Genomic DNA, 14210 nt, shown 5'->3' with positions numbered 1-14210 from the left:
GCGTCGTTGCGCCGGGTCCTGGGGCGGACCCACCGCCAGTGGTGGGTCCGCCGTCGAGGGGGAGTGCTACTTCTTGATCACGCCGACGTCGAGGAACGACAGGCCGGTGAGCGGGATCGGTGAGAAGCCGGCCAGGGAGTCTGAGCTCCAGGCGGTCGGCAGCTGGCGGTGCAGCAGCGGGTAGAGCGGGACCTCGTCGGAGATGAGGTCGAAGGCGTCGTCCCACAGTGCCTGCTGGTCGTCACCGGTGGTGCGGACGGCCTCGTCGAGGATGGTCGTCAGGTTGGCGAACTCGGCCGACTCGTTCCAGCGGTAGCGGCTCTGCGACCACACATTGTCCCCGTACCACCAGCGCATGAGCAGGTCGGGGTCGTTGCCGAAGACGGAGGGGTCGCCCGGGGCGATCATGACATCGAGGTCTCCGCCGTCGACCTTGGAGTACTGCCCGCCAGACTGGCCGATGTCCAGGGTGACGTTCACGCCGATCGCGTCGAGGTCTTCCTTGACGAGCGGGGCGATGTCCGCGACCCAGTCGGTGTCGGTCGTGGTGAGGGTGATCGACAGGTCGGAGACGCCGGCGTCGGCGAGCAGCGCCTTGGCCTTGGTGGGGTCGTAGGTGTAGACCGTCGAGGCCTCGGAGTAGTTCGGGTGCGAGGAGGGCAGGAAGCCGGTCGCGGCCTCGGCGTTGCCGAGCAGCCCGGTCTCGATGATCTTGTCCATGTCCAGGGCGTAGAAGAACGCCTGGCGGACCCGGACGTCGTCGAAGGGCGCCTGCTGGGTGTTGAACATCATGAACAGCAGCCCGAAGGACTGGACGGACTCGACGTCGAGCTGGTTGGCCAGCGCGGCTGCGTCGATGTACGGCACGGACTCGATCGCGTCGACGGTCCCGGAGGTCATCGCGGTCACGCGGGCGGCGGAGTCGGAGAGCAGGCTCCAGGTCATGCCGGCTGCCTGGGCCGGACGGGTGCCGGTGTAGTCGTCGAAGCGGTCGAAGGTGATCTTGTCATCGGCCACGGCCGAGGTGATCGTGTACGGGCCGGTGCCTACGGGCAGGGCGTTGAAGGCCTCGTAGTCGGTGGTGACGACGTCCTCGGGGACGATCTTGACCACCGAGAGGCGCTCGTCGACCAGGCTGAAGGGGAACTTCAGGGCAATCTCGACGGTGTCCTCATCGACCGCGGTCACGGTGTCGATGAAGGTGATGAAGCCGGCGTAGAGGGACGCGTTCGCGGGGTCGAGGACCCGGTTGAAGCTGAAGACGACGTCGTCTGCAGTGACCGGGGTGCCGTTGTGGAACACGGCGCCGTCACGGAGGTCCACCTGGTAGTGGGTGTCGTCGATCTGCTTGGGCAGCTCGGCGCCGAGCGCCGGGTAGACCTCGCGGGTCGACGGGTCGAGCTCGGTGAGCCCTTCCATCGTGTGCCAGTTGGCGGCGACGGTGACTGCGCCGGTCGTGATCATCGGGTCGAAGCCGGACCCCAGGGGGTAGGAGATGCCAGCGTTGATGATCGCGTCTGGGTCGATGTCTGCAGGGTCGGTCGCTTCGGCGGAACCGGTGGAGCCGGACTGTTCGTTGGCCGGGCTCGATCCGCCGCAGGCGCCCAGGAGAAGGGACGACGCCAGGACGGCTGCGCCGATCGCGAGACCTCGATGGAAGGGTGCGGTCGTGCTCGTCAGTGAGTTACGCATGTAAGACCTCTTCCGGAGTCTTGAAGTACATACGACGTATGATGTCGTATCTATAGCCGTCACAGTACGATGAACTCGCGAGTTGGAGCAACAAGGTGTCCATAACAGAACGGTCACAGATGTCCGCGAAGACCCCGGCCCCTCGGCCCTCGGCACCTCCCGTGCCCGCCCGGAGCGCGTCCCGGGCCGGCGCGTCCTCCACGAGCGCACAGATCCGAGACCTCATCGTCGCCAGAGGCCTGCACCCGGGCGACGGGCTGCCGACCGAGATCGAGCTCTGCGAGCTTCTCGGCGTCTCCCGCACGAGCGTCCGGGAGGCCATCAAGACCCTGGCCACCCTCGACATCGTCGAGGTGCGGCACGGGCACGGCACCTTCGTCGGCCACATGTCCCTCGACGCCCTCGTGGAGTCGCTCATCTTCCGGGGGGTGCTCAGCCCCGGCGGCGACCTGCAGGCGCTGCGCGAGGTGGTCGAGGTGCGCCAGGCGCTCGACCTGGCCATGGCGGACCGGATCGTGGCCTCCCTGGAGGGAACCACCAACGCCACGCTGCACCGGCTCGTCGACGAGATGGCCGCGCTCCAGGCGAAGGGGGAGACCTTCCCCGTGCAGGACCGCCTCTTCCACGCCGAGCTGCTCTCCGGGATCAACAACTCCCTCGTCGGCCAGCTCGTCACCGCCTTCTGGGACGTCTACTCCGGGGTGCTGCCGCGGCTCGGCCTCGCCCTCCCCGAGGACCTCCAGCTGACCGTGTGCGCCCACGGAGACATGCTGCGCGCCGCGGAGAGCGGAGACGTGGACAGCTTCCGCACCGCGATCGTGGACCACTACCGGCCGCTGCTGCGAGCGCTCGACGCCCCCGAGGCGCCCGAGACCACGCCCGGAGGCTGACTCACCCGGCGCGGGCCACGTAGACTCTCCTTCCGTGGCTCTCACTATTGGTATCGCCGGACTCCCCAACGTCGGCAAGTCGACCCTTTTCAACGCTCTCACCCGTGCGCAGGTGCTCGCGGCGAACTACCCGTTCGCCACGATCGAGCCCAACGTCGGCGTGGTGCCCTTGCCTGACCCGCGGCTGGACAAGCTCGCCGAGATCTTCGGCTCCGAGCGCATCCTGCCCGCGACTGTGTCCTTCGTGGACATCGCCGGCATCGTGCGCGGCGCGAGCGAGGGGGAGGGGCTGGGCAACAAGTTCCTCGCCAACATCCGCGAGGCCGAGGCCATCTGCCAGGTGACCCGTGCCTTCGCCGACCCCGACGTGGTGCACGTCGACGGCAAGGTCTCTCCCAAGGACGACATCGAGACCATCAACACCGAGCTCATCCTCGCTGACCTGCAGACGCTGGAGAAGACCATCCCGCGCCTGGAGAAGGAAGTGAAGATCAAGAAGGGCGACCCCGCCCTGCTCGCCGCCGCCCAGGACGCCCAGAAGCTCCTCGAGGAAGGCACCACGCTCTTCTCCGGTGCGGCCAAGGCCAAGCTGGACCTCGCCCAGCTCGCCACGCTGCAGCTCATGACGGCCAAGCCGTTCATCTACGTCTTCAACACCGACGACGCCGGCCTGGCCGACGAGGCCTTCCAGGCCGAGCTCCGCGAGCTCGTCGCCCCCGCGAAGGCCATCTTCCTCGACGCCAAGTTCGAGTCCGAGCTCATCGAGCTGGAGCCGGAGGAAGCGGCCGAGATGCTCGCCGACTCCGGCCAGGACGAGCCCGGCCTCAACCAGCTCGCCCGCGTCGGCTTCGAGACCCTCGGCCTGCAGACGTACCTCACCGCAGGCCCCAAGGAAGCGCGCGCCTGGACCATCCACAAGGGCTGGACGGCCCCGCAGGCCGCCGGCGTGATCCACACGGACTTCGAGCGTGGCTTCATCAAGGCTGAGGTCATCTCCTTCGATGACCTCGTCGAGGCAGGCTCGGTCGCTGCCGCCCGCGCTGCGGGCAAGGCCCGCATCGAGGGCAAGGACTACGTCATGCAGGACGGCGACGTGGTGGAGTTCCGGTTTAACGTCTAGCCGCGCAGCTCAATCCGGGTGCATAAGATCAATACTCCGGAATTCTGGCATGACTCGAGATTTCCTCAGATCGAGTCCCGGCGTTCATGTCAGCAGAACTCTTGCTACCGGTTGCACACCCACGACCGGTTCTCGATCGGGCTCATCGACGCGGGAACGAGCACGTTTGTCGGGAGGTCTGGCTCGGCCGTGCGACTCGAGCCGGGAGACGTCATCTTCATCCCCGCCGGACATGTGCACTCCTGTAACCCCGACGACGGTGAGTGGATCTATCAGATGATCCACCTTGACCCGGCGTGGTTCGGTCAGACGGTTCTGGAGGCGGGCTCAGGCCCTACGCAGGGGATACAGGTGCATCGAAGCCCGGACCTGCATCGGCGCTTCGACACGGTGAACGCGATGTTGTTTGCGGGGCCGACGGATCTCGCTGAGATCGAGCGGGGGCTCCGGTCCGCATTCTCCGAACTAGTTGCTCCTCTTAGTCAGGAGCACCCTCCCGCCGATGAGGAGGTCCTTGCGGCCGCGCTACGTCCCGTCCTTGACGTGCTCGCGGATGAGGCAGCGGACCCGCGCCTCATGAGCTTGGCGCGATCCGTGGGTATGAGCCAGTACCAGCTCATCCGTGCAGTGAAGCGCGCGACGGGACTGACGCCGATCGCATGGCGCAACGACGTACGCGTCACCCGCGCCCGCGCGATGCTCCGTGGGGGCGAGTCGATCACATCGGTTGCGTACGCGCTGGGCTTCGCGGACCAGAGCCACTTCCACCGTGTCTTCCGGTCGCACGTCGCCGCGACCCCGGGGTCGTACATCCGCTGACGCAATCCTGTTCAAGACTGCCAGCGTCACGGTGGCTCAGGCTGGGGAGTGTTCCCACTTTCCCCGCCCGAGATGAGCAGCTGTGGATCTCTTTGTCGTCGTTGCCCTCGCCCATTTCCTCGCTCTCCTCATTCCGGGAGTGGACTTCTTCCTGATCGTCCGCACCGGTGCGGCCTACGGCTGGCGGAGCGCGAGCGGAGCCTGTCTGGGCATAGCGCTGGCGAATGGCGTGTTCATTGCGTCGGCGTTCAGTGGTCTCGCACTGGTCGACAACCAGAACGTCGTCGCGTGGATCGAGCTCGCGGGTGGGCTGTTCCTCGTCTCCATGGGGATCATGTTCTGGAGGTCACGCGTCTCGTTCGCAGGCGAAGGTGCAGCGACAGCCGGGCGCCCGACGTGGGCGAAGAATCTAGGCTTGGGTATGGCGTCGGGACTGTTGAATCCGAAGAACGCCCTGTTCTACATGAGTCTCGCCGCGACACTGTCATCGGCGACGTCCGTCCAGCTGGCCTTGTATGGGGCATGGATGTTCTCGGCCGTTCTGGCATGGGACCTGTTCATCGTGATCGTGATGGGTTCCCGACGGTCCCGTGTCATCCTCGCCCGGGCGTTTCCTAGCATCACCAAGGTGGCGGGAACTGTTGTGCTGCTGTTCGGGATCGGTGCGTTGTCGGTTGCAGTGCGGACCCTCGTCCGGTGACGGCGCGAGATGGATGAGCTGAGATCATGACTGCGTCACAATGGCAGACACAGCGTGGACGCGTCAGGGCGCAGGGTGAACCAGCCCGTGGCCTCTTCGGGAGGGCGGTGACGGATGGGCCTCTTGGTGACCGTCGTGATCTGGGCGCTGTTCGTCGCGATGGCGCTCTGGGTGCCCTTCGGCCGAGGGGCCCTCGGCTTCGTCGTCTTCATCCTGACCATGACCTGCAACGAGATTCCCCTGATCCTGTTGGTCGTGTTCGTTGCATCAGTGGCTGCCACATTGACCGATGTGCCACCCGAGGATGGGCCACTGACCGCCGTGGCGCTCGGTCTCGCCGTGCTCGTCGTGCTGGGGCTGGTGTGGCTGCAGGTGCGCGCTCGGAGCGTCCGACCGGCGTTCGAGGCGGCGCTGACCACGGGCTTGGGCCCCGCCTGGCGCACGCGGATCCCTTCCGGGTCCGCACGGCCCTTGCGCCGGGCGGTGCTGTGGATGAGCGGCATCCTGCTGCCGTTCCAACGGCACCGGCGGACGGTGGAACGAGTGCGAGATGTTCCGTACGCGGCTGGCGGGCGTGCACACCTCCTCGACATCTACCGGCGCAAGGATCGCAGGACCGGCCAGCAACCGGTGGTCATCCACCTCCACTCAGGGGGCTTCGTCTCGGGCGGGAAGAGCCGCGAGAGCGTTGCCCTGCTCAACCAGCTGGCAGATCACGGCTGGTTCGGCGTGAGCGCCAACTACACCCTCCGTTCCGCAGGAGCATTTCCGGAGTCGCTCATCGACACGAAGCGGGTGATCGCGTGGGTACGGGCGCACTCGCGCGAGCATGGCACCGACCCGGTCCGCATCTACCTGGTGGGTGCGTCCGCAGGTGGGCACCTGGCGATCTCGGCAGCGCTCACCGCGCAGACCCCGCGATTTCAGCCCGGTTTCGAGGACGCTGACACCAGCGTCGCGGGCGCCGTCGCGCTCTACGGCTACCTCGGCGCCCGCAGCTCTGACCCTGCCAGCGCGCCCGCACAGTTGGTGCGCCCCGACGCACCACCCATGCTCATCGTGCAGGGCTCTACAGACACGGCACTGCCCTCCGATGAGGCGCGTACGGTGGCCGACTCGCTGAGATCCGTCTCTGAGTCGCCCGTCGTCTACGTCGAGCTGCCGGACACTCAGCACAGCTTCGACTTCTTCGCGTCCGTACGGAGCCGGCTCGCCGCGGACGCTATCGAGTCGTTCCTGGACTGGACGAGGTCCCAGGGCTGACCGACGTGGCTGGACCGCGACCCCTCAGAACAGCGGCCAGGGAACCGCCGGCATGTCACCGGAGGGAGCCGGAAACCGCCCGGCCGAGCGCAACGCGGAGCAACGGTTGGCGAGCGAGGTGATCTCTGGGGCAGTGAGCAGGTCCTCGAGGTCGCGTCCCAGGTCGCCGTGCAGCCCGTCGCTGACGCGGTCGACGCCGTCGAGCTCGTCGGCCGTCAGGTCTTCTCCCAGCCATCCCCACAGGACCGTCCGCAGTTTGTGGTCACGGTGGAAGGTCACCCCGTGGTCCACGCCGTGCCGGTGGCCGTCCGCCATGGCAAGGATGTGGTCGCCCTTGCGGTCGGCATTATTGACGACGACGTCGAACACAGCCATGCGCCGCAGCGCCGGGGAGTCTTCGTGAACGAGGGTGACCAGCCGTCCGCTCTCGTCCTGTCCCTCGAGAACCTGCTTCCAGCCCGTGCTCGGTACCTGCTCCGCCGCGATCAGGTCGACGGCGCTGTGGTCGGGGTCCGGCTCCTGCCAGAGCTGGACCATTCCTTCGCCGAGGGGACCGTCGCGCAGCCAGGTGTGCGGTACCACGCCCCAGCCGAAGGTCTGCGAGACGAGGTAGGCGGCCACCTCCCGGTGCGCCAGGCTGCCGTCGGGAAAGTCCCACAGCGGACTCTCGCCGGCGATCGGCTTGTAGACGACGCTCACGTCGCCGATGGTGCCCAGGAACGTGGCGTTGGACGCCGTCCTGATGCGGCCGGTGATCGTCAGCTCGGTGGTCATCAGGTCTGGTGCCGACATCAGTCCTCGGCAGGGGGGCAGATGTGCCCGTCGGGGTCCATCGGGTAGCCGCAGAGCGGGCACGCCGGGCGCCCGGCGCCGACGATCTCCCGGGTGCGCTTGGCAAAGGCCCGAGCCGTACCCACCGGCATGCGCACCCGGAGCATCTCGGTCTCGTGAGTGCCGTCCTCGTCAGGCATCTGCATGCTGTCATCAGCGTCGACGTCCGTGATGGGGTAGGCCTCGATGACGACCTGGGCCGTCGTCGGGTCCCACCCGAGGCTCATGGCGCCGGTGCGGAAGCGTTCCTCGACGGGATCGAGCTGGTCGTTGTCGACGAGCTCCGGGGGAGTGCCGGTGGGGACGCTGAAGGGGTTGCCCTCGACGGTGATGAGCTGGTCGAGGATCTCGTCGATCTTCTCCGCGAGCAGGGCCGACTGCTGCTTCTCGAGGGCGATGCTCACGAGCTGGGTCCCTGAGCGCACCTGGAGGTAGAACGTGCGTGCCCCGGGAAGGCCGATGGTGCCGACGACGACCCGATCAGGCCAGTCATATTCGTGAACGCGTGGAGGCATATCAGTACTCTAGGCGCCGGTACGTGACGGCGTCGTGTGCCCTGCGCCACCACCCACCGGTGCATCGCCAGAGTGGATGCCCGTCGACAGCCACGCCAGGTCGCCCCCCTCCGTGTTGGTCGCATGGACGGTCGGCCGGCCAGCGCCGTAGCGCACGATCGACACGGATGCTGGGCCTACGGTGATGCGCTGGAACAGGTCGAGGTGCATGCCGAGCGCGTCGGCGAGTATCGACTTGATGATGTCGCCATGGCTGACCGCAACCCACACCGCCTCGGGCCCGTGCTCGGCCTCGACGGCTGCATCGTGACGGCGGATCGCGGCCACCGACCGGGCCTGCATCGCAGCCATGGACTCACCGCCGGGAAAGACGACGGCAGAGGGTTGCGACTGCACCTGCGGCCACAGGCTCTCGCGTGCGAGGTCGGAGAGCAGGCGGCCCTGCCACTGCCCGTAGTCGCACTCGGTGAGATCGGGATCGACCGAGACGTACGGCGTGCCCGCCTGGCGCTCGAGGATGTGCTGGGCGGTCTGCTGACACCGCTCGAGGGGGCTCGACACGACCGCGACCAGGGGAACCGCTGCGAGCCGGTCTCCGGTGAGAGCAGCTTGGTCGCGGCCGGTCTGGTCAAGGCTGACGCCGTCGGCCCTCCCGGCCAGCAGCCCAGTGGCATTCGCTGTGGTGCGGCCGTGCCGCACAAGAAGAACTGTCGCCATCCCGCCAGCCTAACCACCCCGGCCGACGGCGCCGTCAGGCTCCGCTGGTCCTGCCGGTCAGCCGGCAGCCGTGCGGATGTACTCCGTGACCGTCTTCTCGGTCTCGGGGGTGAGCGCCAGCAGAGCGAAGGAGGTGACCCACAGGTCGCCGTCGTCGAGCTGGGCGGACTCTTCGAAGCCGAGGGTGGCGTAGCGCGAGCTGTACTTTGACGCCGCCTTGAAGAACACGACGATCTTCCCGTCCTCGCGGGCGTAGGCCGGGAAGCCGTACCAGGTCTTCGGGACGAGGTGAGGGGCGACCTCGGAGACGATCCGGTGGATGCCCTCGGCGAGGATCCGATCAGCCTCCGGCAGCTCGGCGATCGCCTCGCGGACGGCCTGCTCGCCGGCAGCCCGGTTCTTGCCGGCCTTCTCCTGGGCGCGTAGCTCTGCGGCGCGCTGCTTGACGGCTTCGCGCTCTTCCGGGGTCAACCCCGCAGTCTTCTCTGACATGTCATCCTCCTGGGTTCGCGAGCTGCGACCGTCGTCGTCTGAGAATCACGCTACTGCCGCCGGCTACGGGGTGGCGAGCCGCATGCCCCGGGACGGATCGGTGTCGATGAAGCCGGCCTTCTCGTACAGCCGCCGTCCAGGCGGGTCTGCGATGAGCGTGATGTACGCGTCCGGCGGAGCGGTGGCGTGGATGTGCGCGGTCAGCGTGTCCAGCACGGTGCGTCCCAGTCCCGCGCCTTGATGATCTGGGTGGGTCGCGATGTCCGCGATGTGGAAGTACCACCCGCCGTCCCCGATCACGCGGCCCATGGCCACCAGCGTCGACGTCGCGCGGTCACGGACGTGGCAGAAGAACCACGTTCCTGCGATCGCGGCAGCGCTCTGGGCGTGGCTCTTGGGGGAGAGCCCTGCGTCCGCCCGCAGCGCGCGGTACTCATCGACATGGGGCGCGCCGAGGATCAGCTCGTAGCGGTCAGGAAGGGGCATGCGGCCCATCCTCGCACCTCAGGCGGACCGGACGGCCGCCGCGATGTTGGCTGGCGACCCCTGCCACGGGGCGCCGTGGCCGGGCAAGACCCAGGACGCCGGAATCTCGGCGAGCCGGTCGAGCGAGGCCAGGGCCACGTCCGGTTCATCGGTGAACGGAGCCGGCTGTGCACCCTCGCGGCCGGTGAGGACGTGGCGCGTGGTGAGCGCGTCGCCCACGAAGACGGCGTCGGTCGCCGGCACGTGCACGGCGACGCTCCCGGGGGAGTGGCCCGGCATCGTGATGATGACGGGGCTCCCAGGAAGGTCGAGCACGTCCCCGTCCGCGACCTCGACGACCTCCTGCACGTGCGGGGTGCGCACCGCGTTCTTGCGCAGCCCGTAGGCGAGGAAGGTCAGTGCCGGTCCGAGCCGCGCGGGCCCCATCGGCGTCTTCGGCTTCTCGCCCGTGCGTACGCGATGAGCGTCTCCCGCGTGGATGAAGACCGGTGCGCCGGTCGTCCGGCGCAGTCGCTCGGCGAAGCCGATGTGGTCGCTGTCACCGTGGGTGAGGACGAGCCCGCGGATGTCGGTGAGCGGGCGGCTGATCGTGTCCAGCTCGCGGTGCAGGTCCTTCCAGTGGCCCGGCAGGCCCGCGTCGATGAGCGTGATGCCCTCGGGCAGATCGATGAGGTAGGAGGCGACGATGTCGTTGCCCAGGCGGTGCAGGTGCGGCGCGAGCTTCATGGTGATCCCTTCCGATACTATGGCTAGGGTAATTAGCCATGAAGGCTAATGTCAATAGCCAACGGGAGGTCCTGGTGTCGGCGCCTACTCGCACCACGAACGAAGAGGTCATCGCGGCGGCTCGGGAGATCCTCGAGTCCGGTGGGCCCGGAGGGCTCACCATGCAGGCCGTGGCGACGCGTGTCGGCGTCAGGGCCCCGTCGCTGTACAAGCGGTTCCGGGACAGAGATGCCCTGCTCAGCGCCGTCGCGGAGGCGTGCGTGAACGACCTCACCGAACGCCTGGAGGCATCAGCGTCTGACCTGGTGCGTCTGGCCGCCGCCTACCGCAGCTTTGCCCACGCATTCCCCGAGTCGTTCCGCCTGATCTTTACCCCGTCCGCCCCGCAGGAGGCCCTGCAGCGCTCGGCGGCCCCTGTCCTTCGCGCCGCTGCCGCGCTGGTCGGGGAGGCGCACACGCTGGATGCCGCTCGACTGTTCACGGCCTGGGCGACCGGGTTCGTGCAGATGGAGCTCGCGGGAGCCTTCCGGCTCGGGGGAGCGGTGGACGAGGCCTTCGACTATGGCCTGCGCTGCGTGATCAGGGGGCTCGAGTCTGACAGCGGGAGCCGCTAGGGATCCGCGCTAGCCTCAACGGCATGGACCGCCTTGCCGTCTCCGACGCCGCGACACTCATGACCCTGCTGCACCCGAAGCGAACCGTGTCGCTCAGCCGCCTGCTGCCGGGCTGGGACATGCTGCAGTGTGATGTCCCGTCACGGGAAAGGGTTGAGGCCGCGCTGGCGATCCTCGCCGGCTCCGGCCTGGCTGAGGTCGACTCGTCGTGGGGGATGCGGCTCACAGAGGAGGGCGGGCGGCTCAGGCGGTCTGTGAAAGGTGTTCGGGGGATGCGGGAGATTCCGGGGCTGATTGGCGCCCTGCTGGAGGGGCGCCAGCTGAGCCGTGCGCCGTTGAGCCTGCCTCAGCCGATCTTTGACGCGGCGCGTGAGGAGTATTTTGACGCGGCCCGACGCAGGGCTGAGCGTCGGTCGCGGGGTCACTGGTGGTGGCCCGACCCCTCGAGGCCCCCTCGAACGAAGCCGTCGGGCGACGGTCGGCGCTGATTGCGCGAGCAGGAACGGGTGCCGCCGCGGGACAGCGAAGCAGGCCAGACCCCCACGGGTCCGGCCTGCTTCGACGAGCTATGTGTCTGGCGGGCGACGGGTCACACCCTGGTGCTGCGTTCAGCCTGCATGCTCTCGCTGCGAGAGCGCAGGTAGGTGGCGATCGCCAGATTCTTGATTGCTGACCGGCTCACGATTCCGATGGGGCGGGAGTTGTCCTTGTCGACGACGGGCACCTTCTTGAGCCGCGCGTCCGACAACGCAGCGATGGCGTCACTGATCGCCGCGCCGGCGTCGATGGTGACGACATCATGCGTGGCGAGCCGCATCACATTCAGCTTCGCCAGATCGGACATCGCCTGGTCCAGGTCGTCTTCGGCATCGGTCACGTAGGAGTAGATCGAGGCCGAGGAGGGATGAGTTGCAGACAGGTACCGCAGGACGTCGCCGTCGGAGAGGAAGCCTGCCAGTCTGCCGTCGGAGTCGAGGATCGGCGCTCCCGAGATGCCGCGTTCGGTGAAAGTCTGCAGAGCGTCGAGGACCGTCTGGTCCGTGGACAGGGCGTACACATCCGACTTCATGATCGACTGGACGGTGGGCGCCGGACTCTCAACGCTCTCGGCCGTGCGGCGTGACCGCACCGAACGGTACGCCAAGAGAGCGAGGACGATGCCGATGAGCGAGGTCACAACCACCAGGCCGACGGCGCCGTGGAAGCCCGTGAGCAACGCGTCGCTCGCGCTCCGTCCTGCACCCGCGTTCGCCGCACTCAGGGCTCCGTAGATACCGACGGCGAGGGAGGTACCCACGCAGCCGGCGATCTGGAAGCTGGTGGAGACCACCGTGACACCGTGCGGGCTGGTTTCACGGTCGAGGTGAGACAGTGCGAATGTCTGGGCGGGGCCGATGACGAGTGCCGTAGCCAGCACTGCCGGGACATAGAGGATCCCGAGCATCCACACCGAGGAGTAGCCAGCAGCGACTCCGACGAGCGTGACGAAGACCGCCATGATGAGGAATCCGAGCGGGATCGACCAGCGGCCGCCGTGCCGGTCGAAGAGGCGTCCTGCGACGGGTCCCATGCCCACGGTGAGGAGGATGCCCGGCGCGAGGGCGAGGGAGGCAACCAACGGTGGCATGTCGAGTGCACCCTGGAGGAACAACGGGATGGTGACGTTCATGGCGAACACGAAGACCAGGCCAAGCATCGTCATCAGCACGCCGAGCACGAAGGGGGCGTTGGAGAACGGCCGCAGGTCGAGCAGGGGATGGTCGATGCGGCGCTGTCGGATGATGAACAGCCACATCGCGAGCAGCCCGACGGCCGCTGAAGCACCCGCGTACAGGGGGGATCCCTCGAATGCGCTGGACACGCCATAGAGCAGGCCTATGAGGCCGACGGCTACCAGGATGAAGGACAGGACGTCCACAACCGGTCGGCCGAGGTCAGCGACGGTCCGGAGGGCCACCGCGCCAGCGAGCAGAACCGCGAGGGTGAGTGCGCCGAAGACCCACATCAGGGTGGTCCAGGGAGCGACGGTCAGAATGACGCCGGACAGGACGATGGCCAGTGACGGGCCCAACGTCGTCATTGCCGCCATGATGCCCATGGTGAGGCCAAGCTTTTCCCGCGGGGAGACGGCAAGGGTGATGTTCATGCCGACAGGGGTGAGCAGGCCAGTGCCGATCGCCTGCAGAAGACGCGCGACCAGCAGTACCTCGAAGGTGGGGGCGAGGGCTCCCATCACCGAGCCGACCGTCATGAGGGCGACGACGCCGACGAAGAGGGCCCGCGTGGGGAAACGGTGGTACAGCACGTTCGCCACGGGCACGAAGACCGCTGCGACCAGCAGGTAGCCGGTGGTGAGCCACTGCACGCTGCTCACATCGACGCCGAAGTCCTGCATGATCGGCGTGAAGGCTACGTTGAGGAACGTCTCGTTGAAGGTGGCAAGGAACGCAGCCGCTGCCGCGACCGCGATCATTGCGCCCGAACGTCCCTTGGCGCGTGGTTGGGAAGCGCGAGGGGGTGCCATAGAAGTCTCCTGACAGTCGGCGGTTGAAAGGCGATCGACCGTGCCGTGTCAGAGGGTTCTTATGGACCTCGCGTGTCGTGTCATCGATGCCGTGGTGGCCCGAAGGCATCAACGATTTTACCAGACCTGCTCCCCGTGGATAGGTCGTTCAGCTGCTGCTCACACCGAGCGCCGTGCCGATCGTCGAGTCGTCGCCGAGCAGCTCGAGGATGCATGCGGCGAGGTCGGCGCGAGGGATCGATCCACGCAGCTGACCCGGGGTTGCGACGTCGAGCGCGTGCCACGAGCCGGTCGCCGGCTTGTTCGTGAGGCCGGTCGGCCTCACGAGGGTCCAGTCCAGGCCGGAGGAGGTGACGGCAGCCTCCTGCTGGTTGTGGTCGGCCAGCGGCTTGGCGAGCAGCAGCTTGGTGATCAGCCGGACGGGGGCGGGGAGCTGGGAGCCGGAGTTCCCTGCACCGAGCGAGGACTGCACGACGAGCCTGCGGACGCCGGCGTCGTGCATCGCTGAGATCACCGTCCGCGTCACGGCAGCGCGGTGGTCGGCGACTCCCTTGGCGCCACCTACTGTGACGACGACGGCGTCGGCTCCCGTGACAGCCGCGGTGACCACCGCTTGGTCCCTCGCATCGCCAGCCACCGCCCGGACGCCCTCCGGCGCAGTCCCGCTGCGAGACAGGACGGTGACGTTGTGCCCCGCGTCGCGGGCCAGGGAGGCCAGGAGGGCTCCGGAGCCCTTCGACCCGCCGACGATCGTGATATTCACGGAGTCCTCTTGTGTGCTCGGGTGCGGGTGATGTCCGTCGCCATCCTATGTGCCGGGT

16 protein-coding genes are annotated in these 14210 nt (G+C 67.7%); 7 read left to right on the top strand and 9 right to left on the bottom strand.

Features of this window, described 5'->3' with window-relative positions:
* Positions 1-66 precede the first annotated feature (66 nt).
* Complete coding sequence (locus SS2_RS11405; RefSeq protein ID WP_066464128.1) at positions 67-1692, bottom strand: ABC transporter substrate-binding protein; 1626 nt, start codon at positions 1690-1692, stop codon at positions 67-69.
* A gap of 161 nt (positions 1693-1853) precedes the next feature.
* Between SS2_RS11405 and SS2_RS11400 the strand changes: the two genes are divergently transcribed.
* The 5 genes from SS2_RS11400 to SS2_RS11380 all read left to right on the top strand — a co-directional run bounded on the left by SS2_RS11400 (position 1854) and on the right by SS2_RS11380 (position 6484).
* Entirely contained in the window at positions 1854-2582 is a 729-nt protein-coding gene (locus SS2_RS11400) for a FadR/GntR family transcriptional regulator (protein WP_066464126.1), read from the top strand.
* A gap of 34 nt (positions 2583-2616) precedes the next feature.
* Positions 2617-3702, top strand: a complete 1086-nt coding sequence (ychF, locus tag SS2_RS11395) for a redox-regulated ATPase YchF (RefSeq protein ID WP_066464124.1) — start codon at positions 2617-2619, stop codon at positions 3700-3702.
* Positions 3703-3720: 18 nt separating this feature from the next.
* Complete coding sequence (locus SS2_RS11390; protein ID WP_281178683.1) at positions 3721-4521, top strand: helix-turn-helix domain-containing protein; 801 nt, start codon at positions 3721-3723, stop codon at positions 4519-4521.
* Between the two features lie 82 nt (positions 4522-4603).
* A complete protein-coding gene (locus SS2_RS11385) occupies positions 4604-5221 on the top strand; it encodes a LysE family translocator (RefSeq protein WP_066464122.1) in 618 nt (205 codons plus the stop codon).
* A gap of 126 nt (positions 5222-5347) precedes the next feature.
* On the top strand, positions 5348-6484 hold the full coding sequence (locus SS2_RS11380; protein WP_169796298.1) for an alpha/beta hydrolase: 1137 nt from the start codon (positions 5348-5350) through the stop codon (positions 6482-6484).
* 24 nt (positions 6485-6508) lie between these two features.
* On the opposite strand, the gene SS2_RS11375 is transcribed toward SS2_RS11380, so the two are convergent.
* The 6 genes from SS2_RS11375 to SS2_RS11350 all read right to left on the bottom strand — a co-directional run bounded on the left by SS2_RS11375 (position 6509) and on the right by SS2_RS11350 (position 10251).
* Positions 6509-7276: an SCO1664 family protein gene (locus SS2_RS11375; RefSeq protein WP_066464118.1), complete on the bottom strand. Its 768-nt coding sequence runs from the start codon at positions 7274-7276 to the stop codon at positions 6509-6511.
* Entirely contained in the window at positions 7276-7830 is a 555-nt protein-coding gene (locus tag SS2_RS11370; protein ID WP_066464115.1) for a DUF3090 domain-containing protein, read from the bottom strand. Before SS2_RS11370 ends, SS2_RS11375 begins: the two co-directional genes overlap by 1 nt.
* Positions 7831-7839: 9 nt before the next feature.
* Positions 7840-8547 (bottom strand): histidine phosphatase family protein, encoded by a 708-nt coding sequence (locus SS2_RS11365; protein ID WP_066464113.1) that lies wholly within the window; start codon positions 8545-8547, stop codon positions 7840-7842.
* A gap of 57 nt (positions 8548-8604) precedes the next feature.
* Positions 8605-9039 carry an iron chaperone gene (locus tag SS2_RS11360; RefSeq protein WP_066464111.1) on the bottom strand — a complete coding sequence of 145 codons (435 nt, stop codon included), beginning with the start codon at positions 9037-9039 and terminating at the stop codon, positions 8605-8607.
* A gap of 63 nt (positions 9040-9102) precedes the next feature.
* Positions 9103-9525 carry a GNAT family N-acetyltransferase gene (locus tag SS2_RS11355; protein ID WP_066464110.1) on the bottom strand — a complete coding sequence of 141 codons (423 nt, stop codon included), beginning with the start codon at positions 9523-9525 and terminating at the stop codon, positions 9103-9105.
* Positions 9526-9543: 18 nt separating this feature from the next.
* Positions 9544-10251 (bottom strand): MBL fold metallo-hydrolase, encoded by a 708-nt coding sequence (locus SS2_RS11350; RefSeq protein ID WP_066464109.1) that lies wholly within the window; start codon positions 10249-10251, stop codon positions 9544-9546.
* 74 nt (positions 10252-10325) lie between these two features.
* Here SS2_RS11350 and SS2_RS11345 point away from each other — a divergent pair, with 74 nt between their 5' ends.
* Together SS2_RS11345 and SS2_RS11340 are read left to right on the top strand one after the other, a co-directional pair.
* On the top strand, positions 10326-10865 hold the full coding sequence (locus tag SS2_RS11345) for a TetR/AcrR family transcriptional regulator (protein ID WP_066464106.1): 540 nt from the start codon (positions 10326-10328) through the stop codon (positions 10863-10865).
* Positions 10866-10888: 23 nt separating this feature from the next.
* Positions 10889-11353, top strand: coding sequence for a hypothetical protein (locus SS2_RS11340; protein ID WP_066464105.1), 465 nt, complete (start codon positions 10889-10891; stop codon positions 11351-11353).
* 101 nt (positions 11354-11454) lie between these two features.
* On the opposite strand, the gene SS2_RS11335 is transcribed toward SS2_RS11340, so the two are convergent.
* Entirely contained in the window at positions 11455-13338 is a 1884-nt protein-coding gene (locus tag SS2_RS11335; RefSeq protein WP_066464104.1) for an MFS transporter, read from the bottom strand.
* Between the two features lie 199 nt (positions 13339-13537).
* The gene (locus SS2_RS11330) at positions 13538-14152 is read right to left on the bottom strand and encodes an NAD(P)-dependent oxidoreductase (protein ID WP_066464103.1); all 615 of its coding nucleotides are present in this window, start codon (positions 14150-14152) and stop codon (positions 13538-13540) included.
* Positions 14153-14210 lie beyond the last annotated feature (58 nt).

This window comes from Sanguibacter suarezii NBRC 16159 (genome assembly GCF_001552735.1).
GTDB lineage: Bacteria > Actinomycetota > Actinomycetes > Actinomycetales > Cellulomonadaceae > Sanguibacter > Sanguibacter suarezii.
The sequence above is the reverse complement of the archived record's forward strand: the minus strand, read 5'-3'. Positions and strand labels throughout refer to the sequence as shown.